22 protein-coding genes are annotated in these 22,467 nt (G+C 60.4%); 7 read left to right on the forward strand and 15 right to left on the reverse strand.

The genetic code is table 11. The features are described from left to right. Positions 1-2: 2 nt before the first annotated feature. Positions 3-497 carry a DUF2938 family protein gene (locus WA302_RS07880; RefSeq protein ID WP_043143271.1) on the reverse strand — a complete coding sequence of 165 codons (495 nt, stop codon included), beginning with the start codon at positions 495-497 and terminating at the stop codon, positions 3-5. 69 nt (positions 498-566) lie between these two features. Between WA302_RS07880 and WA302_RS07885 the strand changes: the two genes are divergently transcribed. Continuing rightward, on the forward strand, positions 567-959 hold the full coding sequence (locus tag WA302_RS07885) for a helix-turn-helix domain-containing protein (RefSeq protein WP_043143268.1): 393 nt from the start codon (positions 567-569) through the stop codon (positions 957-959). Here WA302_RS07885 and clcB read toward each other — a convergent pair. The 5 genes from clcB to WA302_RS07910 form a co-directional block, all read right to left on the reverse strand. Beyond that, positions 956-2,257: a voltage-gated ClC-type chloride channel ClcB gene (gene clcB / locus WA302_RS07890; RefSeq protein WP_049295515.1), complete on the reverse strand. Its 1,302-nt coding sequence runs from the start codon at positions 2,255-2,257 to the stop codon at positions 956-958. The genes WA302_RS07885 and clcB overlap by 4 nt on opposite strands. 125 nt (positions 2,258-2,382) lie before the next feature. Next, positions 2,383-3,522 (reverse strand): osmoprotectant ABC transporter ATP-binding protein OsmV, encoded by a 1,140-nt coding sequence (osmV, locus tag WA302_RS07895; protein ID WP_016927861.1) that lies wholly within the window; start codon positions 3,520-3,522, stop codon positions 2,383-2,385. Continuing rightward, a complete protein-coding gene (osmW, locus tag WA302_RS07900) occupies positions 3,519-4,169 on the reverse strand; it encodes an osmoprotectant ABC transporter permease OsmW (RefSeq protein ID WP_015377782.1) in 651 nt (216 codons plus the stop codon). The genes osmV and osmW overlap by 4 nt, the downstream gene beginning before the upstream one ends. A gap of 8 nt (positions 4,170-4,177) precedes the next feature. Then, positions 4,178-5,035 carry a glycine betaine ABC transporter substrate-binding protein gene (locus WA302_RS07905; protein WP_169541220.1) on the reverse strand — a complete coding sequence of 286 codons (858 nt, stop codon included), beginning with the start codon at positions 5,033-5,035 and terminating at the stop codon, positions 4,178-4,180. A 64-nt stretch (positions 5,036-5,099) separates the two neighbouring features. Then, positions 5,100-5,816, reverse strand: coding sequence for an ABC transporter permease (locus tag WA302_RS07910; protein WP_043143261.1), 717 nt, complete (start codon positions 5,814-5,816; stop codon positions 5,100-5,102). Positions 5,817-6,325: 509 nt separating this feature from the next. On the opposite strand from WA302_RS07910, the gene WA302_RS07915 reads away from it, so the two are divergent. Next, a complete protein-coding gene (locus WA302_RS07915) occupies positions 6,326-7,813 on the forward strand; it encodes an MDR family MFS transporter (RefSeq protein WP_049203477.1) in 1,488 nt (495 codons plus the stop codon). 50 nt (positions 7,814-7,863) lie between these two features. Here WA302_RS07915 and WA302_RS07920 read toward each other — a convergent pair whose 3' ends face one another. Both WA302_RS07920 and WA302_RS07925 read right to left on the reverse strand, forming a co-directional pair. After that, positions 7,864-8,163, reverse strand: coding sequence for a DUF1161 domain-containing protein (locus WA302_RS07920; protein WP_019455911.1), 300 nt, complete (start codon positions 8,161-8,163; stop codon positions 7,864-7,866). 89 nt (positions 8,164-8,252) lie between these two features. Continuing rightward, on the reverse strand, positions 8,253-8,621 hold the full coding sequence (locus WA302_RS07925; protein ID WP_019455910.1) for a DUF1283 family protein: 369 nt from the start codon (positions 8,619-8,621) through the stop codon (positions 8,253-8,255). Positions 8,622-8,769: 148 nt separating this feature from the next. On the opposite strand from WA302_RS07925, the gene WA302_RS07930 reads away from it, so the two are divergent. Beyond that, positions 8,770-9,096 (forward strand): YnfA family protein, encoded by a 327-nt coding sequence (locus WA302_RS07930; RefSeq protein ID WP_025302721.1) that lies wholly within the window; start codon positions 8,770-8,772, stop codon positions 9,094-9,096. Between the two features lie 36 nt (positions 9,097-9,132). On the opposite strand, the gene ydfG is transcribed toward WA302_RS07930, so the two are convergent. The 6 genes from ydfG to WA302_RS07960 all read right to left on the reverse strand — a co-directional run bounded on the left by ydfG (position 9,133) and on the right by WA302_RS07960 (position 14,914). After that, positions 9,133-9,882, reverse strand: coding sequence for a bifunctional NADP-dependent 3-hydroxy acid dehydrogenase/3-hydroxypropionate dehydrogenase YdfG (ydfG, locus tag WA302_RS07935; protein WP_025302722.1), 750 nt, complete (start codon positions 9,880-9,882; stop codon positions 9,133-9,135). A 125-nt stretch (positions 9,883-10,007) separates the two neighbouring features. After that, positions 10,008-10,529 carry a GNAT family N-acetyltransferase gene (locus tag WA302_RS07940; protein ID WP_025302723.1) on the reverse strand — a complete coding sequence of 174 codons (522 nt, stop codon included), beginning with the start codon at positions 10,527-10,529 and terminating at the stop codon, positions 10,008-10,010. A gap of 199 nt (positions 10,530-10,728) precedes the next feature. After that, positions 10,729-13,080: a TonB-dependent Fe(3+) dicitrate receptor FecA gene (gene fecA, locus WA302_RS07945; protein ID WP_336063390.1), complete on the reverse strand. Its 2,352-nt coding sequence runs from the start codon at positions 13,078-13,080 to the stop codon at positions 10,729-10,731. 115 nt (positions 13,081-13,195) lie between these two features. Then, positions 13,196-14,152: a ferric citrate uptake sigma factor regulator FecR gene (gene fecR, locus WA302_RS07950; RefSeq protein WP_060447217.1), complete on the reverse strand. Its 957-nt coding sequence runs from the start codon at positions 14,150-14,152 to the stop codon at positions 13,196-13,198. Further along, on the reverse strand, positions 14,149-14,673 hold the full coding sequence (gene fecI / locus WA302_RS07955) for a ferric citrate uptake sigma factor FecI (protein WP_336063391.1): 525 nt from the start codon (positions 14,671-14,673) through the stop codon (positions 14,149-14,151). Before fecI ends, fecR begins: the two co-directional genes overlap by 4 nt. Before the next feature lie 88 nt (positions 14,674-14,761). Beyond that, positions 14,762-14,914, reverse strand: a complete 153-nt coding sequence (locus WA302_RS07960) for a hypothetical protein (RefSeq protein ID WP_336063393.1) — start codon at positions 14,912-14,914, stop codon at positions 14,762-14,764. A 187-nt stretch (positions 14,915-15,101) separates the two neighbouring features. Between WA302_RS07960 and guaD the strand changes: the two genes are divergently transcribed. Next, entirely contained in the window at positions 15,102-16,418 is a 1,317-nt protein-coding gene (gene guaD, locus WA302_RS07965) for a guanine deaminase (protein WP_025302727.1), read from the forward strand. Here guaD and WA302_RS07970 read toward each other — a convergent pair. Then, a complete protein-coding gene (locus WA302_RS07970) occupies positions 16,400-17,566 on the reverse strand; it encodes an MFS transporter (RefSeq protein WP_261463984.1) in 1,167 nt (388 codons plus the stop codon). The genes guaD and WA302_RS07970 overlap by 19 nt on opposite strands. Positions 17,567-17,669: 103 nt before the next feature. Between WA302_RS07970 and WA302_RS07975 the strand changes: the two genes are divergently transcribed. From WA302_RS07975 to WA302_RS07985, 3 genes are all read left to right on the forward strand, one after another. Continuing rightward, the gene (locus tag WA302_RS07975; protein ID WP_025302729.1) at positions 17,670-18,584 is read left to right on the forward strand and encodes a LysR family transcriptional regulator; all 915 of its coding nucleotides are present in this window, start codon (positions 17,670-17,672) and stop codon (positions 18,582-18,584) included. Positions 18,585-19,021: 437 nt separating this feature from the next. Next, entirely contained in the window at positions 19,022-20,308 is a 1,287-nt protein-coding gene (locus tag WA302_RS07980; protein ID WP_016927851.1) for an HlyD family secretion protein, read from the forward strand. After that, on the forward strand, positions 20,301-22,400 hold the full coding sequence (locus WA302_RS07985; protein ID WP_016927850.1) for a peptidase domain-containing ABC transporter: 2,100 nt from the start codon (positions 20,301-20,303) through the stop codon (positions 22,398-22,400). The genes WA302_RS07980 and WA302_RS07985 overlap by 8 nt, the downstream gene beginning before the upstream one ends. The last annotated feature ends 67 nt before the right edge of the window (positions 22,401-22,467 follow it).

The raw sequence follows: 22,467 nt of genomic DNA on the forward strand, positions 1-22,467 counted from the left end.
ATTCAGGCACAGAACGTCGCCAACAATCGGGCGGCGATCAACAGGCCCAGCCCATACACCGTGTGGGTGAGCAGGCTGAGGAGCCGCGCTCTGCGCGGATTGGCGGTTTTCGCCGCCGCCACGCCAAAGCCCAGCGCGGGCTGCATCACCAGAAACGGCGCCGCCAGGCTTAGCCAGCCGCTCAACAGCGCGATGCGCGGTTCCGGCGCCGCATACCACTCGATGCCCGCCAAACCGAGCGGGATAAAGGCGAACGCCAAGCCGATGGCGTAGTGCAGTATCCAGCCGATTTTTCTCTCACCCTGGCGCGGCGGCGCCGTGACGATGGTGGCGTGAAACCAGCGGCCGTCGAACATGCCGAGAAACCAGCGGCCCACCAGCGCGTAATCGAGGGAAGGGATGCCGAAGCGCCGCTTCAGCAGCAACGCCCACAAATCCATGCAGAGGGTGGCGCCGGCGCCGGTTAGCAGGATGCGCACTAACATATCGGGGGTCATACGGGTGTCCTTAACTCAGTGACGTGATAATGTGCGCACAGTGTGCAACTTAAAGTCGGCTTCAAGTCAATGGCGAAAGAACTGGATATCGGCGCGGTGGCGCGCCTGAGCGGAGTCGCGCCTTCTGCGCTGCGGCATTACGAGAAAAAGGGGCTGATTGCGTCGATAGGCCGCCACGGTTTGCGCCGTCAATACGCCGCCGGGGTGCTCGATCAACTGCGGCTGATTGCGCTCGCGCGCCTGGCCGGCTTTACGTTGGATGAGATGAGTGCTTTGTTTGACGAACGGGGCCAAATCGCGATCGATCGCGGGCTGCTGGCGGCGCGGGCGGATGAGCTTGATCGCCATATCCAGCGCCTGATGCAGGTGCGCGACGGGCTGCGGCACATGGTCGATTGTCCTGAACCCGAGCACCTGCAGTGCCCGCAGTTCAGGAAAATATTGCAGCAGGGTGAGTTCTAAGCCTCGCGTTTGGGCGGCGGCGCCGTGTGGTACACCGACACCGGTCGCAGGCCGCGCGACACGGTGGTGGCGATCACGCAGGCCAGCAGAATGCCGGGCAGCAGCGCGTATTCGCCGGTCATTTCAAACACCATCAGCGCCGCCATGATCGGCGCATGGGTGGTGGCGGCCAGCAGGGTAGCCATGCCGGTCAGCGCCAGCAGCAGCGGCACCGCCGCATCCATGCCCGGCCACAGGCCAAACAGCTGACCGATGATCGAGCCGAGCGCGGCGCCGACGAACAGCGTCGGGGTGAAGACCCCGCCGGGTGCGCCCGACCCGCTGCTGGCAAGGATTGCCAACAGTTTACATACCAGGATCGCCCCCAGCAGCAACACCCCCGGTGGCGCAATCAGCAGCGCCTGTACCACGCTGTAACCGTTGCCCCACACCTGTGGGAACAGCAGCGAAAGCAGCCCGACGATCAGGCCGCCCAACGCCAGCTGCAACGGCGGCTTCAACCGCAGCGATCGGAACGCGCGGCCGGTGGCGGTCATCAGCCATAAAAACAGCGGCCCGCCGGCGCCGGCCACCACGCCGACCAGCGCCATCAGCAGGTATTGTGTCGGCAGAGGGGCGGAGAGCGGCGTCACCAGGTAGAGTGGCGCCTGGCCGCCGTTGAGCAGGTTGGTCATCAGCAGGGCGCTCACTGCGGCGATCACCACCGGGCCGAGCGAGGCCAGCATCAGGGTGCCGAACAGGATCTCGGCGATAAACAGGCTGCCCGCCAGCGGCGCATGATAGGCGCTGGCCATCCCGGCGGCGGCAGCGCAGGCCACCCACAGTTTCCATTCTTTCTCGTGCGTAAAGCGCTGGGCAAACAACGAGCCCACCAGCGCCGCCAGCAGGATCATCGCGCCTTCGCGGCCGATGGCGCTGCCGCTCGACACCACCAGCAGCGACGCCAGACACTTCACCAGACTGGCGCCGGTATCCAGCTTGCCGTTGCCGGTCTCAATCGCTTCCATATAGTCGGTGGGCGCCGCCGGACGCTGGTGGCGGTAGCGCTGGTGAACATACAGCAGCAGGCCCGCCGCCAGACCGCCCAGCGCGGGCGTCAGCGCGCGTCGCCAGCCGGGCAGCGCGGCGGCGGCGGCCACCAGGCTGCCGTCGGCATTGCCGAGCAGCAGCCACTCGAGGCCAATCATCGAACGGTGGAACAGCCACACCGCCAGGGCGGCGGCGACGCCGATAAACACGGCGATAAGCAGGCTGCGCAGCAGGGCGCGATAGTGGTGCAGGTGGACCAATCTTTTCATGCGTGGGCGGCGTCGTGAGAAAAATCAAAGGGTCATCAGCGCATTGTGCTTGGCGCTCCGGCCGATGACCAGTGAATCTTTAGCAAACTGCGGCATAGGCGGGGCGGCGAGCGCCCCGGCGGGGGTTATTGCGGCGTCAACACCCGGCGCGTGCGGCCGGAGCTGAGGTAGTCGGCGATATAATCCTGCGAGATTTCGCCGCTGTAGCGGCCGTCTTCATCGACGATCGGCATCCAGGAGGTGTTGTGCTCGTACAGTTTCGACAGCACCACGCGCAGGTTCTCCTCCGCACGGGCGGTGACGCGGAAACGGTGCAGGCTGTCGGCGCAGACCCCGGGCGCGCCGCGCGCCTCACGGCGTTTGACGTATCCCAACGGTTTGCCGTCGGCATCCACCACCGTCACCGAGCGGGCGTCGATATCGTCCATCAGACCGAACGCCTCCACTAGCGGCGTCTCCCGGCGCACCGTCACCGTTTCCTGTTGATCGGCCACGTCGCCGGCCTGCACCAACAGCAGGCGCTTCAGCGTGCGATCCTGGCCGACAAAGGACGCGACGAAGTCGTTCGCCGGGCGCGCCAGCAGCTCATCGGCGCTGGCGTTCTGCACGATTTTGCCCTGGCGGAACACCGCGATGCGATCGCCGAGCTTCAGCGCTTCGTCGATGTCGTGGCTGACCAGCATCACGGTCTTTTTCAGCTGGCGCTGCATGTCGAGAAACTCGTTCTGGATGGTTTCGCGGTTGATCGGGTCTACCGCGCCGAAGGGCTCATCCATCAGCAGCACCGGCGGATCGGCGGCCAGCGCGCGGATCACGCCGATGCGCTGTTGCTGCCCGCCGGACATCTCTTTCGGGTAGCGGTGCAAAAAGCGCTTGGGATCCAGCGCCACCATGCTCATCAGCTCCTCGGCGCGATCGTGGCAGCGTTTTTTGTCCCAACCCAGCATGCGCGGCACTACGGTGATGTTCTCCTCGATGGTCATGTTGGGGAACAGACCGATCTGCTGGATGACGTAGCCGATTTTGCGGCGCAGGCTGACCGTATCCAGCGCGCTGGTGTCCTCGCCGTTGATCAGAATGGTGCCGCCGGTGGGTTCGATCAGGCGGTTGATCATCTTCAGCGTGGTGGTTTTGCCGCAGCCGGAAGGGCCGAGCAGCACGCAGATTTCGCCTTCCGGCACGTCCAGATTGATGTTGTCGACGGCGTTGAACGGTGTGCCGTTCTTCTGCATGAACTGTTTGGTCAGATTTTCCAATTTAATCATGAACGGATCCCCTTGGGCGTTAGCGCAATTTGCAAGCGGTGCAATAACCAATCGAGAACGATCGCCAGCAGGCTGATCATCACGGCGCCGGTAATCAACTGGCGGATGTCGCTGCTGCTGATGCCGTTGAGCAGCAACAGGCCAAGGCCGCCGGCGCCGATCACTGCGGCTATCGCCATCACGCCGATATTCATCACCACGGCGGTGCGAATGCCGCCGAAAATCACCGGCAGTGCCACCGGGATCTCTACCCAGCGCAGGCGTTGCCAGAACGTCATGCCGATGCCGCGGCCGGCTTCGCGCAGCCCGCCGGGCAGGTTGTCGAGCGCGGTGTGGGTATTGCGCACGATCGGCAGCAGCGAGTAGAGGAACACCGCGGTGATCGCCGGTACGTAGCCAATGCCGTGGCCGATTAAGGAAAACAGCGGGATCATCAGCCCGAACAGGGCGATGGAGGGCACGGTCAGCACCAGCGTGGCCAGGCTCAGCACCGGCGTCGCCAACCATTTGTGGCGGACAATCAGCACGCCGAGCGGTACGCCGATCAGGATCGCCAGGCCGACGGCGACGCCGACCAGCAGCAGGTGTTCCAGCGTCAATCCGGCGATATAGGCCCAGTTTTGCCAGGCGTAAAGTAAGGTATTCATCATGTCTCCTAAATCAGGCCGCGCTGCTTGAGGAACGCGTCGGCGACCTGTTGCGGCGTCTGGTAGTCGATATCTACCTTGGCGTTAAGCTCGGTGATGACCTGGTTATTGAACTGTTTCGACAGCGTGTTCAGCGCCGCTTCCAGCCCCGGCGTGTTTTGCAACACGTCGGCGCGCACCACCGGCGTGACCGCATAACTCGGGAAATAGCCTTTGTCGTCTTCCAGCACCTGCAGATCGAACCCTTTCACCCGACCGTCGGTGGTGTACACCAGCCCGGCGTCGACGAAGCCGTCGCGAATGGCGTTGTAGACCAGGCCGGGGTCCATCTGGCGGATTTGCGGGCGATCGAGCGGCATGTCGTACAGCGCCTGCATCGGCTTCAGGCCGTCCGAGCGGCCGGCAAACTCCAGGTCCAGCCCCAGCAGCCAGTTGTGTTTCGGGTCGGTTTTACGCACCTGTTCCACTTTGGCCACCAGCTGCGACATCGTGCGAATCTGCTCTTTTTCCGCGCGCTGGCGCTGCATGGCGAAGGCGTAAGTGTTGTTCATGTCCGCCGGCTGCAGCCACACCAGGCCTAGCTTGGCGTCGAGTTTTTTCACCGTGTCGTAAGTTTCCTGCGGCGTCATGCGCTTATTGATGTGGTTAAAGATGATCAGCGAGGTGCCGGTGTATTCCCAGGTCATGTCGATCTGTTTGTTGATCATCGCGTTGCGGGTGATCACCGTGGCCAGATTGGTCTTGGGTTCGACCTGAAAACCTTTGGCCCGCAGGTATTGCACGGTGATCGCCGACAGAATGCGCTGTTCGGTAAAGTTCTTGCTCGCCAGCGTGAGCGGGGCGGCCCAGACGGCCGCGCCGGTCATCAGCAAGGAGAACAGCAGCGCGTGGCGGAGGCGTTGTAACCATCGAGTCATCGCGTTTCTCCCATCAGGATGCGGTGTGCGGGCTGAGCCGGCGGCCGAGACCGGCCAGCGCCAGATCCAGCAGCAGGGCGATCAGCGCAGTGGCGGCGGCGCCGAGGATCAGCGTCGGGAAGTCGTTCAGGTAGATGCCGGGGAAGATCAGCTCGCCGTAGCTGCTGGCACCGATTAAAAACGCCAGCGGCGCGGTGCCGACGTTAATCGCCATCGCGATGCGCACCCCGGCGAAGATCACCGGTAGCGCGTTAGGGAGTTCGACCTGGCGCAGCCGCTGCCCGGCGGTCATGCCAATACCGTTGGCGGCCTCGACCAGCGCCGGCGGCACCGAACGCAGGCCGGCATAGGTATTGCGCACGATGGGCAGCAGCGAGGCGAGGAACAGTGCCACCACCGCCGGCCGATCGCCGATGCCGATGATTACCATCGCCAGCGCCAGCACCGCCAGCGGCGGCAGGGTGTTGCCGACGTTGAAGATCTGCATCACGTGTTCCGCCCAGCGGCGGGCAAAGGGGCGGCTCAGCAGGATGCCGCTGGGAATGCCGACCAGCAGCGACAGCAGCATGGAGCAGGCCACCAGGAACATGTGTTGCTGGCCGAGATAGATCAAATCTTCCCGGCGCGACTTGAGGGTGTCCCAACCGATGCCGTAAACCAGCAGCGCGATGACGGCGATAAACAGCAGGCTCCCGAGGAGCAGGCGCCGGTATGGCGCTGACTTGTGCATGATGTTGCGTCCTCCGTTGCGCGGAGCGGCCGACGAGACGGCGCATTCCGCTCTGATTGTTACCCACGGCCCGGCGGGCGTGGCGGTACAAAACGGGCGTTTCGCATGAGGTTAGCGACATTGAGCGAAGGGTGCGTTCGGCACAGCGTGCTGAACGTAGGCTCAATACGTGAGTTAATCAGCATAAGATACTGATATTTAAACCCGAGAAAGCACGAAGCCCAAAGGCGTCGGCTAGGGAAGGTATAGCACCCTGTCGTTGGTCGTGCCAAGTTTTATGAACAAAATCAGGTGATTGAGTTTACGCCGATCTGCGCCTCAGCCCGCGTCAGCGCTGGGATGCATGGAAAGTGAAAAAAATCCGCCGCATAACGTTACGCTGTAACAATGAGTCCAAATGGTGCGATTCGCCGCCGGCAAAGACAGGATGTGAGGGCGGATAGACTCGGCGCAGGCGCTTGCTGATATACTCAGAGAAAATAAAAACGCCAGGAAAGCTGCATAACGCCATGACAAATAACGTTTCACCCGCACCCATCGCTCACCGCCCGCTGATTCTGATCGCCTGCATGCTGGCGATGTTCATGTCGGCGATCGAAGCCACCATCGTCGCCACCGCCATGCCGACCATCATCGGCGATCTCGGCGGCTTCTCGCTGCTGGGCTGGGTGTTCGCGGTCTATTTGCTGGCGCAGGCGATCACCATCCCCATCTACGGGCGGCTGGCGGATCTCTACGGCCGCAAGCGGGTGTTCTTCTTCGGCGCCACGCTGTTTCTGCTGGGATCGGTGCTGTGCGGCTTCGCCCCCGACATGTATTGGCTGATCGGCTTTCGTCTGCTGCAGGGGTTGGGCGCCGGCGCCATCATGCCGATAGCGTCCACCATCATCGGCGACATCTACAGCGCCACCGAGCGGCCGAAGGTGATGGGCTACCTGTCGAGCGTATGGGGCGTGTCGGCGATCATCGGCCCGCTGTTGGGGGCGTTTATCGTCCAGCATCTGCCGTGGGCGCTGGTGTTCTGGGTTAACCTGCCGATCGGCCTGCTGGCGATGTTCTTCCTCTGGCGCTATCTGCCGGCGCATCAGCAGCTGCGGCGGCACGCGCTGGATCTGGCGGGCACCGCCTGGCTGACGCTGTTCGTTTCGGCGCTGCTGCTGGCGCTGTTGCAGATGGAAAGTCTGGGATGGTGGGTGGCGCCGCTGTTTGCGCTGGCGGCGGCGTCGCTGGCGCTGCTTGTCCGCCAGGAGCGGCGTGCGGTCGAACCGTTGTTCCCGCTGGCGCTGTGGCAAAGCCGGGTGATCGTCGCCGGCAACATCGGCGGGCTGGTGATCGGTGCGGCGATGATGGGCATCAGCGCTTTCCTGCCCACCTTCATTCAGGGCGTGATGGGCGGCTCGCCGCTGGAGGCGGGCACCACGCTGGCCCTGATGTCGATCGGTTGGCCGCTGGCCAGCACGCTGAGCGGCCGTTTGATGCTGATGACCTCGTATCGCGCCACGGCGCTGCTGGGGGCGCTGCTGTTGGTGGCGGGCGGCCTGATATTGCTGCTGTTGCAGCCGGCGGGCGGCCTGCTGTGGGGCCGGGTGGCGGCGTTTATGGTCGGCGCCGGTATGGGGTTGTGCAACACCACGTTTCTGGTTTCGGTGCAGAACGCGGCGCATTACAGCATTCGCGGCATCGCCACCGCCTGTACCGTGTTTACCCGCATGGTGGGCTCGGCCATCGGCACCGCTATTCTGGGCGCGACGCTGAATCTCAACTTGCAGTGGCGTTTGCCGGAGATTGACGATCCGGTGCAGCGTCTGATGGAACCGGCGGTGCGCCAGAGCATGGGGAGCGAGGCGTTGGCGCAGCTGACCCAGCAGGTGGCGGCTTCACTGCATTGGGTATTTCTGGTGTCGGCGCTGGTGTCGTTGCTGGCGCTGGCGGCGGCGATGCTGATCCCGGCGCGTTGTCGGCCGCAGGGCGAAGAAGAAGAGGCGGAGCAGGCGTAAGGGATAAGGAAAGGGCGCTGCTGCAGAGCGCCCGGGATAGCCGGTGTGGCTTACTGCGTGTTGGAGGTATCCTGGCTGGTGCCGGTCTGCGCCGCGTCACCGCGATCGTCGCCGTTGTTCAGGCGGGTATAGACGATCTTCTGGGTGTCGTTTTCGCAGTGGCCGACCACCTGGCCACCCGCTTGATCGGCCTGATCGTTGGGCACGATCTCCAGTTTGAAGCCGGACTCCGGTACGCCGTTATTGACGATTTTTTGCGAAATGTCCGCTTTCACGCTTTCGCAGGAGGCCAGTGCCGCCAGCGGGGCGCCGGCCAGCAACACAGCGGTTAATATCAGCGTTTTTTTCATCACGTCATCCTTTTAGACAATGGACTTCCTGTAACAGGATAGCAGCAACGGCGACCGGGTTTCACGCTTGCCCGCCCGCCGCAGGCGGATTAAGGATTAATCCGACGGCCGGTCTGGCGATCCAGGCATTTACGGGTGTCCGGTTCCCAGTAGGCGTTGACGTTGTTGCTGTCGTTGCAACGGTCTTCGTCATCCGCGGCGCGATCGGCCTTGTCGAACTCTTTCTCGACGCGAGTGTTAACCTTGTGGCGCAGGGTTTTGGTATCATTCCACTGCTCTTTGCTCTGGCGCGCTTCTTCGGTGCTCATCGCGCCGCTGCCTTTGCCATCGACGGTGACGCAGGTGCTGCCCTGAGTGCAGGTGGCGGCCAGCGCCGGCGCCTGCCAGGCGCCCATAACGGCCAGCATGGCGACCGGCAGCATCCCGCGCAGCAGTCGTTGGGTCGAAAATGTTTTCATCGTTTCATCCTTATGAGTGAGTGCGCCTGATGATGGCGGCACTGGCGTTACCTCGCCCGCAGGCGTGGTGACAAATATACCACTGCGTTCCTGGAATTCACCAGCCAAGCGCCGATTCGTTTACTTTATCGAGAGAAAACTGCGACCGATGTTAAAAACCACGCTGTTGTTTTTCGCCACTGCGCTCGCCGAAATTATCGGCTGTTTCCTGCCTTACCTGTGGCTCAAGAAGCAGGGCAGCGCCTGGCTGCTGCTGCCGGCGGCATTAAGCCTGATGCTGTTTGTCTGGCTGTTGACACTGCATCCGGCGGCCAGCGGGCGAGTCTACGCGGCCTATGGCGGCGTGTATGTGGCGACGGCGCTGCTGTGGCTGCGGGTGGTGGATGGGGTGAAGCTGTCTGCGCTGGACTGGGTGGGCGCCGGGGTGGCGCTGGTGGGCATGCTGATCATCGTTTCCGGCTGGCGCGCGGCCTGAGGAAACAGGGCGGGAGTCGCCTCCCGCCGCCAGGGATCAGGCGCCGCGGTGGATGTTCAGCCCGGCGAAGGACTGGCTGACCGGCATCATTTCCAGCGTGTTGATGTTGACGCGCGCCGGCAACGTGGCGACCCAGAACACCGACTCGGCGATGTCTTCCGGCGTCAGCGCATCGGCGCCTTCGTAGGTTTTATTGACCTTGCCGTCATCGCCCTTGAAGCGCACGTTGGAAAACTCGGTGCCGCCCACCAGGCCCGGCTCGATATCGGTCACGCGGATGCGCGTGCCGTGCAGATCGGCACGCAGGCCCAGGCTGAACTGTTTGACGAACGCCTTGGTGGCGCCGTACACGTTGCCACCGGCGTAAGGCCAGTTGGCGGCGGTGGAGCCGATGTTGATCACGTGGCCGACGTTGCGTTCGACCATGGCCGGCAGCAGCGCGCGTGTCATGTTCACCAGCCCTTTGGCGTTGGTGTCAATCATGGTTTCCCAGTCATCGGCGTTGGCCTTGTGCGCCGGCTCCAGCCCCAGCGCCAGCCCGGCGTTGTTCACCAGCACGTCGATCTGACGCAGCTCGGCCGGCAGTGCCTCGATCGCCTGTTGAATGGCGGCGCGGTTGCGCACGTCGAGCCGCACGATGTGCAGCGCTTGCCCTAATTCGTCCTGCAGCTCTTCGAGACGCTCAAGGCGGCGCCCGGCGGCGATCACCTGGTGGCCTTCACGGATAAAACGGCGCGCAATGGCTTCGCCGAAACCGGAGGTGGCGCCGGTAACAAAAATAATCATGTTGCTGTTCCTCAACTGTTTTTACCCTACATGCCTCTATCATTAGCACAAACCCGCAGGCAGTGGCAGCGGTTATCACGGCGGAAAGCAAAAAAGGTCACACCGGGCCGGCGGCCCGATGCTGATTAGCGCTGAGGCGGCAGGTGGTACACTACGGCATCATACTTGACGCGTTCGCAACGGCCGGCCAGCACGCCGCCCAGCGACTCGACGAGGCGGCGGCTGGCGGTATTCTGTTCGGCCACCGGGTAGATAAGGTGCTGCGGCTGAAAGCGTTCGCTGACCCAGCGCGCGATGCTCTCAACGATTTCGCGGCCGTAACCCTGGCCATGCAGGCTCTCTTTGACCCAGATGCCCAGCTCCGGGGTGTGGCTGCGCAGGTTGTGTGCGCCGCCGACGCCGACGAACTCTCGGTCTTCGCGCCGGCGGGCGACGAAGATCACTTCTTCGCCTTCGCGCATCAGCGGCAGCCAGCCTTGCCAGACGTTGGCGAAATCTTCCGGTGACGCTTCCGGCTCAAAGGTCATAAAGCGCGTCAGAGTGGGGGTGATCGCCTGGTAAACATCGTCGGCGTCTGCTGCGGTAAAGGGGGCAATCAACAAACGGTCGGTGTCCACGCGGCACTGAGAAAGGTCATTATGATTCATCTTATTCCCTCGCTTTTCAGGCCAGAACGGCAAAAAATCCGCGCCCATAAATCGGGGCGGATCGTCGATACTACGCGTATTGGCGTCAGAAGCGACTTATTTTTCGCCGTTGCGGCGGCGCGGAGGAGTGGTTTTATGTGACATCGTCACGTTGATGGGAAAGGCGGCGGGCACGGTTAACCGCACCCGCCGCTGAAGATCAGAACTTCACCGAACCTTGCAGATAGATCGTGCGCGGCTGACCGATGTACAGACCTTTGTTGTTGTCGTCATAGGCGCGGGTGAAATACTCGTGGTTGAACAGGTTTTTCACCCCGACGCCCAGATTCAGACCGGCCATTTCCGGGCCGAAATCATAGGCGGCGCGCACGCCCCACAGCATATAGCCGGGAATGCGGCCGGTGCTGCCGTCGGCGCTTTCCGCCACGGTGTTGGCGTTGTCGGCGAACTGGCTGGACTGGAGCTCGCCGTTAAGATTAAACGCCCAGTTGCCCGGCGTGTAGTCCAGCCCCAGCGTGCCTTTATGCTTCGGCGAGAACGGCACCTGGTTGCCCTTGTAGCCGCCGTCTTCGCGGATGGTGGCGTTGACGTAGGCGTAGCTGGCGTAGGCGGTCAGGTCGTCCAGTTTCGGCGTCAGCTGCGACAGATCGTAACGCAGGCTGCCTTCCAGCCCGGCGTGGCGGGTTTTGCCGCGCGCGGTCACGCTGTCGGTCACCTGGTTGGAGTCGTACTGGTTGTTGAAGTTGATCAGGAATAGCCCGATCTCGCCGGTCAGCGCATCGCCGGCGTAGCGGGTGCCCAGCTCCCAGGTGCGCGCCTTCTCCGGTTCAATCTTGCCGCTGTCGACCGCTTTGCCCATCTGGCTGTATTGCACGGTGCCGAAGGAGCCTTCGGTGTTGGCGTACAGGTTCCAGTATTCGTTCAGGTGATACATCACGTTCAACGCCGGCAGCGGTGCGTTATAGCTAACGTCGAGGCGGTTGTTCTTGATGTAGTTGTTCTGATACGACTTGATGTACTCGTAGCGCATGCCCGGCGTGATAGTCCAGTCGCCGATGTCGATGCGATCGTCGATATAGAAGGCGTGCGCCTCGGTGCCGGACTGGGTGTCGCGATCGTACGGGCTGGCGGTGGACGGCAGCCTGCCGGTGCTGGCCTTGCTGGTGTAGCGTAGCTCGTGGGTGGATTCGCTGACGTAGCGGTAGCCGACGCCGACCTCATGCGCCGAATCGCCCCAGCGGAAGCTCTGGCTGTAGCGCGGTTCCACGCCGCGCACCCAGTATTCGCGCGGCGACAGCGTCAGGTTTTTACCCTGATCCAGATAGCCGCTGCGCAGGGTGTAGGTGTAGAAGCTCTGCACGTCGAACTTATGCTGTTGATCCGGCTGATACTGATAGCCGAAGTTGGCCAACTGGCGGCGGCCCCAGAACTTGTCGTACGGGCGCGTCGACTGGAATGGGTTGGCGTTGTAGTCCGCCCGGCTCAGGCCGCCCGGCATGTCCGCTTCGCCTTCGTAGTATTGCAGCAGGCTGTTGAAGGTGTGCACCTCGTTCGGGGCGTAGCGGCTTTTCAGCATCACGTCGTCAATCTTGGTCGCGCTGTGCTCGCGCCAGTCGCTGCCGCGGGTGCCGGAGTAGAGCAGCGCCGCGCCGAAGCCGTTGTCGGCGGTGCCGCCGATCATCAGGTTGCCGGTGCCTTTCGGGTGATCCTGGCGCGAGGTCGGGCTGAGCTGCCCCTGCATGCCGGCCTCCATGCCGAAGGTTTTCGGGATGGCGCGGGTGACGAAGTTAACCACGCCGCCGACGCTCTGCGGCCCGTAGCGCACCGCGCCGCCGCCGCGCACCACGTCAATCGCATCCATATTGCCGAGCGAGACCGGCGCCAGCGACAGCTGCGGCTGGCCGTAAGGGGCGAAGGGCACTGGGATGCCGTCCATCAGCACGGTGGAGCGGCTGGCGAGGCGCGGGTTGAGGCCGCGAATGCCGAAGTTCAACGCCATGTCATGGCTGCCGGTGCCGTTGTTCTCCGGCGCCACTACGCCCGGCACGCGGTTCAACGCTTCGCGCACGGTGGTGGTGCCGGTTTTGACGAAGTCTTCGCGGCGCACTACGTCGCGTGCACCGGGATGCTCGAACACGTCTGCCTGACGGCCTTCCGCCAACCAGTCGCCGACCACGGTGATGTCCTCTTCTTTCTGCGGCTGCGGCAGTTTGGCCAGCGTGTAGCCGTTGTTGCCGAGCGCTTTAGCCTGCAGGCCGCTGCCCGCCAGCAGGGCGTTCAGGCCGTCATCGACGCCGTAGCTGCCGCTCAGGCCCGGCGAACGTTTACCGGCGGTCAGTGCGCCGTCCACCGAGAGCGCGATGCCGGCGCGCGCGGCGAACGCGTTCAGCGCGCCGTCCAGCTCACCGGCCGGAATGTGATAGGCGGCAGCGGCGCTGGCGGCGCTCGCCATCTGCGGTGCAGCGAAGACCAGGCCAATGGCCACGGCCAGCGGCGTGGCCCGTTTTCCCCAAAGCGAAGCCGGAGCGACCTTTCCCCAAGCGTTGTTCATACCTTCTCCTGAATCATTTTTTATTTATTGCTGCAGTGTTTTCCTGGGAGTCGGATGAGCGAAGCAAAAGGGACAATCAAGAATGCGATTTTTTATCATTTTTATTTAAAAAGATTCAGGCGGGGACGATTTGCAGCCAATAGCGGGTAAAGCTCTGCAGGCGCACCGGCAGGGTCTGGCTGAGCAGGGCGAGGGCGCGATCGGTATCGTTGAGCGGGAAACTGCCGCTGACGCGCAGGCCGGCGACGGCCGGATCGCAGCTCAGGTGGCCGCGCCGGTAGCGCGCCAGTTCGGCGATCACCCGGTCCAGCCGCCACTGGCTGACGCTCAACACGCCGCGCAGCCAGCCGTCCTCCGTCGTGGCCGGTTGTTTGTCGCTGAAGGCCGTGGTGCTGAAGCTGATCTGTTCTCCGGCGTTCACCCGGCGCTTTTGTTGCGCGTCTTGCGCCAGCTGCGCCTCGACCGCGTGTTCCAGCACCGCCAGGCGAGTTTCGCCGTCGCTCTCGCGCACCAAAAAACGGGTGCCGAGCGCGCGCATCGCCCCCTGCGGGCTTTGTACCCACAGCGGCCGGGGATCGCGTCCGGTCACCAGGCTGATTTCTCCGGCGTGCAAGCGGATCAACCGTTGGCGATCGTCGTAATGCACGTCTACCGCGCTGGCGGTGTTCAACACCAGTTGGGTGCCGTCGCTTAACACAATGGGTTTGATTTCGCCGGTGGCGGTGCGGTAGTCGGCGCGCAGCTCCCGGCCGAGCGGCGACTGGTAGAAGAATCCGCCGCCGCCCACGCCGAGCAGCAACAGCAGACTCTTCAGCAGGGTGCGGCGATCGATCGCCGACTGGCGGTCGGCGCGATCGAGCGCACGGTAGCTGAACTTGCCCGGCACGCCCTGCAACTGACTCTGCAGCGCTTCGACGCGCTGCCAGGCCCAGCGGTGATCGTCATGCTGCTGGTGCCAGGCTTGCCATTGTTGGCGCTGGCGTTCGGTGACGTGCTCATCGCACAGCAGGGCATACCAGTGTGCGGCCATTTTCAGCGCCTGGCGCTGCTCGGGGGTGATGGCGTTGCTCATGAATAAATGTCGTTTTCGAGGCTGAACAGCAGGCAATGCTCGGTGGCTTTGGCCATGTATTTTTTAACCGAACTGACCGACACGCCGAGGCGCGCGGCGATGTCCGCATAGCCCAGACCTTCGAGCTGCGACAACAGAAAGGTCTGTTTTACCTTCGGCCCCAGGCCATCGAGCATGGCGTCGATCTGTTGCAGGCTTTCCAGCAGGCTCTGGCGCTGCTCCGGCGACGGGGCGTAGCCTTCCGGGATCAGCGCCAGCATCTCCAGATAGGCGCGTTCCAGCGTTCTGCGGCGGAACAGATCGACCATCACCCGCTTGGCGACGGTGACCAGAAAATCTTTCGGCTCGCGCAGGGTCGCCGCGGCGTCGCTTTTCAGCAGGCGCATGAAGGTGTCCTGCGCCACATCGTCCGCGTCGAACGCGCAGCCCAGCCGCCTGCGCAACCATCCCTGCAACCAGGCATGATGGGTGGCGTAAAGGCGCGACAGCGCGGTGTGCGGGGCGGAAGCGGTGGCGGACATGGTTTTCGCATTGCTGGTCAAAAAGATGCGCGGATGATAATTGAGAATGGTTATCGTTTCAAGTTTGTCGGGTGGCCTGCGGAATGGGTCAGACCGCTTTGCATCGTGTTGGAATAAACGTCACGGCCGCGAAATTATCCGCTTGCCCAATAAAGGTGCAGCGGCGCGGTGTTATTTCGGCAAGCAAACGGTTGCTATTCGTCTGCCGTTGAAGACCGCCACGCGTTTTATTCTTTTTCATCGGTTGGTTTTCTTTGGTTGAATTAGAATCAATCTGTTTTTAAATAAAAATATATTTTATGACCGCCTGTTGGCACACGGCTTGCTATGCTTAATCCGGTCTTTATGTTTGGGTAAAAAAGGCCTTGTTTCATCATCGCAAGTTATTACGCGGGTGGGCTTGGCCGGCCGTCACAAGGAAGAAAATAATGGCACTGCAATTCACCACGGCTATTCGTGGCAATTTTTTTGATATCGCCGCCTGTGTGGAGGCGCCGCAACAGCTCGAGGAACGCCTGCGGCATGTTCCCGACGGTTTGCTGCTGCTGAACGACGGCGTCATCGTCTGGTTCGGCAGCTGGCAGCAGGGCGAGGCGCTGCTGCCACCGGGCTTCGCGGTCACGGAGTATCGCGACAAACCGATCGTACCGGGGTTTATCGATACCCATATCCACTATCCGCAAACCGAAATGATTGGCGCCTATGGCGATCAACTGCTGGACTGGTTAAACAATTACACCTTCCCGACCGAAAGCCGTTACGGCTGCGAGCAGCACGCCGATGCGATGTCGGCCTTCTTTCTGCGGGAGTTGTTGAGCAACGGCACCACCACCGCGCTGGTGTTCGGCACCGTGCATCCGCAGTCGGTCGATACGCTGTTCAGCCAGGCGGCAGCGCTGAACATGCGCCTGATCGCCGGTAAGGTGATGATGGATCGCCATGCGCCGGAGGCGCTGCTGGAAACGCCGGAGCAGAGTTACCGCCAAACGCGTGAACTGATCGAACGCTGGCACGGCAAAGGCCGCCTCGGTTACGCCATTACGCCGCGCTTTGCGCCCACCAGTACGCCGGCGTTGCTGGCGCAGGTGCAGCGGCTGCGCGAAGAATTCCCCGACGTTTGGCTGCAGACGCACCTGAGCGAGAATCCGCAGGAAGTGGCCTGGGTAAAAGCGCTGTTCCCGCAGAGCCAAAGCTATCTGGACGTTTACCACCGCTACGGCATGACCGGCAGCAAAAGCGTGTTCGCCCACTGCCTGCACCTGGAGGAGCAGGAGTGGGACTGCCTGTGCGAGACCCGCTCGGCAATCGCCTTTTGCCCCACCTCCAACCTGTTTCTCGGCAGCGGGCTGTTTGACCTGCAGCAGGCCTGGCGCAAGCGGGTGAAGCTCGGTATCGGCACCGACGTAGGGGCCGGCACCACCTTCAATATGCTACGCACGCTGGGTGAGGCGTACAAGGTCGGCCAACTGCAGCATTACCGGCTCGCCGCCGTAGAAGCGTTCTATCATGCCACCCTGGGCGGTGCCCGCGCGCTGTCGCTGGACGACAAAATCGGCAACTTCAACGTCGGCAAAGAGGCGGATTTCGTGGTGCTCGATCCGGCGGTCACGCCGCTGCAGCAGTTGCGCTACGCCAACAGCGCCACGTCTGCGGAGCAAGGGTTCGTGCTGATGACCCTGGGAGACGATCGCAACATTTATCGCACCTATGTGAATGGTAAGGTGGTTTATGAGGCGTCGCGCTGACGCAGCCGCGCCTGCAGCCAAACGCTGAGCGGTGCGACGGCGACGGCACTCAGCGTGCACAGCCATAACAGACGTTGCAAACTGAGCGGGGTGAGGCCGCCGCTCAGCAGCGTGGAGGAGAGCAAGAAGGCCACCGTGGCGCTCAGGTGTATCAGGGCGGTTTGCAGTACGCCGAAGGCGGCGCGTTGCCGATTGTCCGGCCAGCGCATGCTCAGGGAAGAGATCGCCACCAGCCGCGCATAGGCCGCCGCGAGAAACGCGACCATGAACAGTTCACCGCGATCGCCACCGTGCGCCGCCAGCCACAGGCTGCCCAGCAGCAACAGCGTGGCGCCCACCGTCAGCGTCACGGCACCAAAGCGTTGCAGCCAGCGGCCTGCCAGCACGGTCGCCAGATAACCGGCCACGCCGCCGATGAAAAATAGCCAGGACAAATGCGCGTCTACCACCTGTAACCGCTGGGTGAGCAGCGGCGCCAGCACCGGGATCAGCAGCATTGGGCTGAACTGCGTCAGGCCGGCGGCGGCGGCGAACAGCAACAACCGGCGATCGAGCGTGACGGGCGCGGCAGCCTGTGGCTGCGGCGCATCCCTGGGAACGAACAGCGCCACCAACACCGCCGCCAGCAGACACAGCCCGCCGATAGCCGCCAGCGCAACGCGCCAGCTTGCCACTTCGCACAGGTACAGCATGCCCGGCATGCCGACAATGCTCACCAGCGAAAAAGACGCGATCACCGTCGCCAACATTCTGCCGTGCAGCGCGGCCGGCGCGGCGTTGAGCAGCAAGCCGATCCCGACGCCCATCGTGGTGCCGCCCAACAGCCCGGCCAGCAGCCGCAGCGCTAACAGCCAGTAAAACTGCTGGGTTGTGGCGATCAATAAGGTGGTCACGCCCAGTAGCGTGACATTGAGCATCAGAAAGCGCTGCTTCTCAACGCCGCCGATCCAGAAAAATGCGCCGATGCCGGAAATCACCGCCGCCAGCGTATAGGCCGCGCTGACATAGCCGGCGTAGCTGACGGGCACGGAAAAGTCGGCGGCCATGTAGAGGAATATCGGGTTGAATACCATGTATTCCAGTGCGTTGGTGAACTGAATAAAGGCGATGACCAGCGCTATCGCCGTCAGCTTTCTCGTGGGTGTCATAAGCATCTATCGGTTGCAGAGTCAGGCCGGCAGTGTAGCGCTTGGCGTTGATCGGGATTAGATGGTAGAAATGGCATGGTTTGTTATCAAATCAGGGATAATCATGCGCGATAAATTGGATTTAAACCTATTACGCATTTTCGTGGCGGTGGTGGAGCAAGGCAGCTTCGTCGGGGCGGCGCGGGCGCTGGCGATGCCGACCTCCAACGTCAGCCGCTATATCTCTCAGCTGGAGCGCCAGCTCGAGCAGCGATTGCTCGAACGCAGCACTCGCTCGATGCGGCTGACGCCGAACGGCCAGCTGTTGCATGAACGCACCCAGCCGCTGCTGGCGTCGCTGGAACACACCGCGCAAACCCTCAGCGAACGGCAGCAACAGCTGCGTGGGCCGCTGCGCCTGTGCGTGCCCAATGAAGTGGGGCCATACCTGTTGGGCGAGCCGCTGGCGGCGTTCGCCCTGCAGCATCCGCAGATCGAAATCAGCTGCGTGACTAACCTGGCGGGTATGACGTCGCTGCTCGACGATGTCGATCTGGCGGTGATGATCAGCCGGGGCATGCTGGACGACAGCGACTATGTCGCGCAGCCGCTGGCGTCTTTCCCCTGCATCGTGGTGGCCGCTCCGGCGTTGCTGGCGCAGTGGTCGCCGTTGTCGGAGATTGAACAATTCACGCAATTGCCCTGCATCAGCACGGTGGATGCGCTGAAGGGCATGCCGTGGCAGTTCGTCCGCCCGGACGGAACCTTCGTTACCGTCCCGGTCAATGCGCGCTATCGCGTCAATAGCGGGGAGATGGCGCTGAAGGCGGCCTTGGCCGGCGTGGGGTTCGCCATGCTCTCCGAGCTCGGCTGCCGGCCGTTTCTGGCCGATGGCCGTTTGGTTGAGGTGCCGCTGGCACTGCCGCCGGCGCCGCTGCAGCTGTATGCCGTTTATCCCGGCCGCCGCTATCTGCCGGCCAAAACGCGCGCGCTGCTGACCTTTCTGATACAGCAGGTCGGCGAGGCGGCTCACGTCTAATCACTTGTTTTTTCTCAAACTGCCAACTGCCCTAAGCTAGGAGGTGACTCAGAGGGAGCCATTCCCCGAGACCTTATTCCGTGGACATGGAGGCGTTTCGATTTGATGCGTTTATCCACATTGCTGCTCGATCCGGCGGTCACGCCGCTGCCTATTACATATGGCGAGAGATAGAATGAATAGAGTTATTTGATTAGGAGGCTCTTTATTGGTTTTTTATCGATATGCATAGTGATATACGGCTATGTGGCTGGGTAAGTGCGTAAAAAACATTGCATTTATTCGGAACGCCCGATATCATAATGAGAATAATTATCTTTACGATATCGCTAATTAAAAACAACAGATCTGTTTTAATCTCTGCTGCTGTTTTTCGATATGCTTCCGCATTTTACGAGCCAAGGCTGGCTTGAATTTTATTTCTGGAAAGGGATGTCATGCGTGATTTGTTTCGACAGGAAGCCACGGATCATCAGCGGGCGAAATGGGCGGGTAAGGCTTTATTGATAAACGGCTTGCCTGCCTGGTGCTTTGGTCTTTTATCGTTTTTATTTATTCTTGTTTTCCTCTCTTTTCTTATATTCAGTCATTATACACGCCGCATTAATGTTTATGGTGAAATCACCACCTTCCCCCGCTCAGTCAACGTGTTTGCGCCCCAACAGGGTTTTATCTCGGAACGCTTCGTCGAAGTGGGGGATGTGGTTAAAAAAGGCCAGCGTCTTTATCAGATTGATGTCAGCCGAGTGACGGATAACGGGAAAGTGAGCGCCAATACGCGCCTGGCGCTTGAAAACCAGTTAAAACATGTCGACAGCATCATTCTTAAGTTGCAAGACAACAAGCGTATGACGCTGGAAAATCTACGCGCGCAAAAAAAACAGTATGAATTGGCGCATATGCAGTCCAAACAGCTGTTGGATAATGCACGAGAGGGGGTGGCATTTGCTCAGGACAACATGCGTTCCTATAAGGAATATCAGCAACGCGGTCTGATTACCAAGGATCAGCTTAGCGGGCAAACCTATTCATTTTATCAACAACAAAGTCTGTTCCAAAACCTGCATAGTCAACACATTCAGGAGTCGTTGCAAATTACGAATTTGGAAAGTGACATCGTTACGCGCGCGGCAGATTTTGATAACCAAATTTCGCAGTACCAGTTTCAGCGCAATGATTTGCAACGGCAGTTAGCGGAAGCCGATGCCAGCGGCGCATTGATCGTGAACGCCCCAAGCGATGGCCGCATTGAGTCTCTCAGCGTTACGCCGGGTCAGATGGTCAATAGCGGTGACAGCTTGGTACAGATTATTCCACGTAATGGCGCGATTTATCAGCTAGTTTTATGGTTGCCGAACACCAGCGTGCCTTATGTTTCAGCGGGGGACGGCATTAACATTCGCTATGACGCTTTCCCTTATGAGAAGTTCGGTCAGTTTCCCGGCAGAATAGAAAGCATCGCTTATGTACCGGCCTCCATTCAAGAAATGTCAACTTACAGCAGTTCTCCCGTGCATCAACCCAGCGCGCAAACGGCATCTTTTTACAAGGTGACCGTTTCCCTGGATAAAACGCATATCAGTTACCAGGGCAAAGCGTTGCAGCTCACTAACGGCATGCGGGCTCAATCCACGCTGTTTCTGGAAGAAAGGCCTCTATATCAATGGATGTTCTCACCTTTCTACGATATGAAAAACAGCCTGATGGGGCCAATCAATGACTGAATCTTATTTAGACGCGCTAAAGGGCAAACTCAATTTGTCGCTGCGCCGCAAAGTGCCGCAGATCCTGCAAACTGAAGCCTCGGAATGCGGGCTGGCCAGTTTAGCGATGGTATGCCATTACCATGGTTTGCAAATCGATCTGTTTAATCTGCGCAGCCGCTACGGCTTTTCTTCACGCGGGGCGACGCTCTCCGCGTTGATTGACATCGCGAGCGCACTCAAGCTGCAATCCAGAGCGTTATCGCTGAATATCGATGAGCTTAAAGCGTTGAAAATGCCCTGTATTCTGCATTGGGACATGAAGCATTTCGTGGTGCTTGTCAGTGTCAGCCGAGGGCGGGCGGTGATCCATGATCCTGCTTTTGGCCGTAAAGTGCTGGAGTTGCATGAACTGTCGCGGCATTTTACCGGCGTAGCGCTTGAGCTATGGCCAGACAGTGAATTTCAGCCGATCAAACAGCAAAGCAGATTGCGCTTTCGTAAGCTGATGAGCAATGTGCGCGGCCTCAAGGGAGCCTTGCTAAAGATCTTCTGTCTGTCGATCGTGATTGAAGCGGTTAATCTGCTGTTGCCCGTTGGTACGCAGTTGGTCATGGACCATGTGATTTTGGCCGGCGATCATGATCTTTTAGCGCTGATATGTATAGGATTGCTGTTCTTTATTTTATTCCGCACCGGCGTATCCATGTTGCGCTCGTGGATCTCTATCGTCATGGGCGCGTTGATAGACGTGCAATGGAAGGCGGGAGTGTTTGATCATCTGATGAAATTGCCGCTTTCCTTCTTTGAGAAGCGCAAGTTGGGTGATATTCAATCCCGTTTCGGCTCATTGGATACGATAAGAGCGACTTTCACTACCAGCATCGTCAGCAGCATTATTGATGGCATCATGTCTGTCGGGGTATTTGTCATGATGCTGCTCTATGGCGGCTGGTTAGTTTGGGTGGTGCTCGGCTTTACGGCGATATACGTCATTCTCAGGCTGTCGACTTATCAACATTATCGGCAGCTGTCGGAAGAGCAGTTGGTGAAGGGCGCGCGGGCCGGGTCTCATTTCATGGAGACGTTATATAGCATCAGTACGTTAAAGGCGTTGGGGTTATCTGAAACCCGTTCACAGTATTGGCTGAATCTAAACGTAGAAACGATCAATGCGGGTATCAAGCTGACCAAGTTAAACATGATGTTTGGCGGTTTGGGGGCGTTTATTGCCACCTGCGATCAGGTGATCATCCTTTGGCTCGGCGCGGCATTGGTCATAGACAATCAAATGACGATCGGCATGTTTATCGCGTTTAACGCCTACCGTGGGCAGTTCTCGGAGCGTGCCAGCAGCTTGATCGACATGATGCTTCAGCTGCGAATGTTAAGCTTGCACAATGAAAGGGTGGCGGACATTGTGCTTTCGTCACCGGAACCGCAAATGCCCGCGCGTCAGCTCTTCACAAAAGGCAACGCCGCAGAGCTTCAGGTGCGGAATCTGCGCTACCAGTATGATCGTTTGGCGAAACCCATTATCACGGATTTGAATCTCAGCATTGCCGCGGGAGAAAGCGTGGCGATTGTCGGCCCCTCCGGCGTGGGTAAAACCACATTGATGAAGTTAATGTGTGGGTTGCTGTCGCCGGATGAAGGGGCCGTGCTGGTCGATGGTATGGATATCAGCAACATTGGCGTTAATAATTATCGCCAATGTATCGCTTGCGTGCTGCAAGATGACAAGCTGCTGGCGGGATCTATCGCTGAAAATATTTCAGGATTTGACGCCGAAATGGATCTGAAACGTATTGAGGCGTGCGCACGGCGTTGCAATATGCATGATGATATTCAAAACATGCCGATGGGCTACGAAACATTGATCGGCGAATTGGGGGGAAGCCTTTCTGGCGGACAGAAACAGCGTTTATTGATAGCCCGTGCGCTCTATCGTCGCCCCAGCATTCTGTTTATGGACGAAGCGACCAGCCACCTGGATCTCGATAATGAAACACATATTAACCGCGCTATTTCACAACTGAACATTACCCGCGTGATTATTGCGCACCGTCCATCGACGATTGCCTCTGCGGATAGAGTCATTCAACTCGGGTAACGTCAGCTTCGCTTCACCTGGCTTCTTCATCTCGACATTTTCGCTACGCCAACCGCGCTGCTCACCC

The sequence above is a fragment of the Serratia sp. 201 genome (assembly GCF_037027545.1).
Classification (GTDB): Bacteria; Pseudomonadota; Gammaproteobacteria; order Enterobacterales; family Enterobacteriaceae; genus Serratia; species Serratia bockelmannii.

Coding starts and splice junctions, on each gene's coding strand:
- WA302_RS07880 (WP_043143271.1), bottom strand. CDS start 497: ATGACCCCCGATATGTTAGTGCGCATCCTGCTAACCGGCGCCGGCGCC.
- WA302_RS07885 (WP_043143268.1), top strand. CDS start 567: ATGGCGAAAGAACTGGATATCGGCGCGGTGGCGCGCCTGAGCGGAGTC.
- clcB (WP_049295515.1), bottom strand. CDS start 2,257: ATGAAAAGATTGGTCCACCTGCACCACTATCGCGCCCTGCTGCGCAGC.
- osmV (WP_016927861.1), bottom strand. CDS start 3,522: ATGATTAAATTGGAAAATCTGACCAAACAGTTCATGCAGAAGAACGGC.
- osmW (WP_015377782.1), bottom strand. CDS start 4,169: ATGAATACCTTACTTTACGCCTGGCAAAACTGGGCCTATATCGCCGGA.
- WA302_RS07905 (WP_169541220.1), bottom strand. CDS start 5,035: ATGACCGGCGCGGCCGTCTGGGCCGCCCCGCTCACGCTGGCGAGCAAG.
- WA302_RS07910 (WP_043143261.1), bottom strand. CDS start 5,816: ATGCACAAGTCAGCGCCATACCGGCGCCTGCTCCTCGGGAGCCTGCTG.
- WA302_RS07915 (WP_049203477.1), top strand. CDS start 6,326: ATGACAAATAACGTTTCACCCGCACCCATCGCTCACCGCCCGCTGATT.
- WA302_RS07920 (WP_019455911.1), bottom strand. CDS start 8,163: ATGAAAAAAACGCTGATATTAACCGCTGTGTTGCTGGCCGGCGCCCCG.
- WA302_RS07925 (WP_019455910.1), bottom strand. CDS start 8,621: ATGAAAACATTTTCGACCCAACGACTGCTGCGCGGGATGCTGCCGGTC.
- WA302_RS07930 (WP_025302721.1), top strand. CDS start 8,770: ATGTTAAAAACCACGCTGTTGTTTTTCGCCACTGCGCTCGCCGAAATT.
- ydfG (WP_025302722.1), bottom strand. CDS start 9,882: ATGATTATTTTTGTTACCGGCGCCACCTCCGGTTTCGGCGAAGCCATT.
- WA302_RS07940 (WP_025302723.1), bottom strand. CDS start 10,529: ATGAATCATAATGACCTTTCTCAGTGCCGCGTGGACACCGACCGTTTG.
- fecA (WP_336063390.1), bottom strand. CDS start 13,080: ATGAACAACGCTTGGGGAAAGGTCGCTCCGGCTTCGCTTTGGGGAAAA.
- fecR (WP_060447217.1), bottom strand. CDS start 14,152: ATGAGCAACGCCATCACCCCCGAGCAGCGCCAGGCGCTGAAAATGGCC.
- fecI (WP_336063391.1), bottom strand. CDS start 14,673: ATGTCCGCCACCGCTTCCGCCCCGCACACCGCGCTGTCGCGCCTTTAC.
- WA302_RS07960 (WP_336063393.1), bottom strand. CDS start 14,914: ATGAAAAAGAATAAAACGCGTGGCGGTCTTCAACGGCAGACGAATAGC.
- guaD (WP_025302727.1), top strand. CDS start 15,102: ATGGCACTGCAATTCACCACGGCTATTCGTGGCAATTTTTTTGATATC.
- WA302_RS07970 (WP_261463984.1), bottom strand. CDS start 17,566: ATGACACCCACGAGAAAGCTGACGGCGATAGCGCTGGTCATCGCCTTT.
- WA302_RS07975 (WP_025302729.1), top strand. CDS start 17,670: ATGCGCGATAAATTGGATTTAAACCTATTACGCATTTTCGTGGCGGTG.
- WA302_RS07980 (WP_016927851.1), top strand. CDS start 19,022: ATGCGTGATTTGTTTCGACAGGAAGCCACGGATCATCAGCGGGCGAAA.
- WA302_RS07985 (WP_016927850.1), top strand. CDS start 20,301: ATGACTGAATCTTATTTAGACGCGCTAAAGGGCAAACTCAATTTGTCG.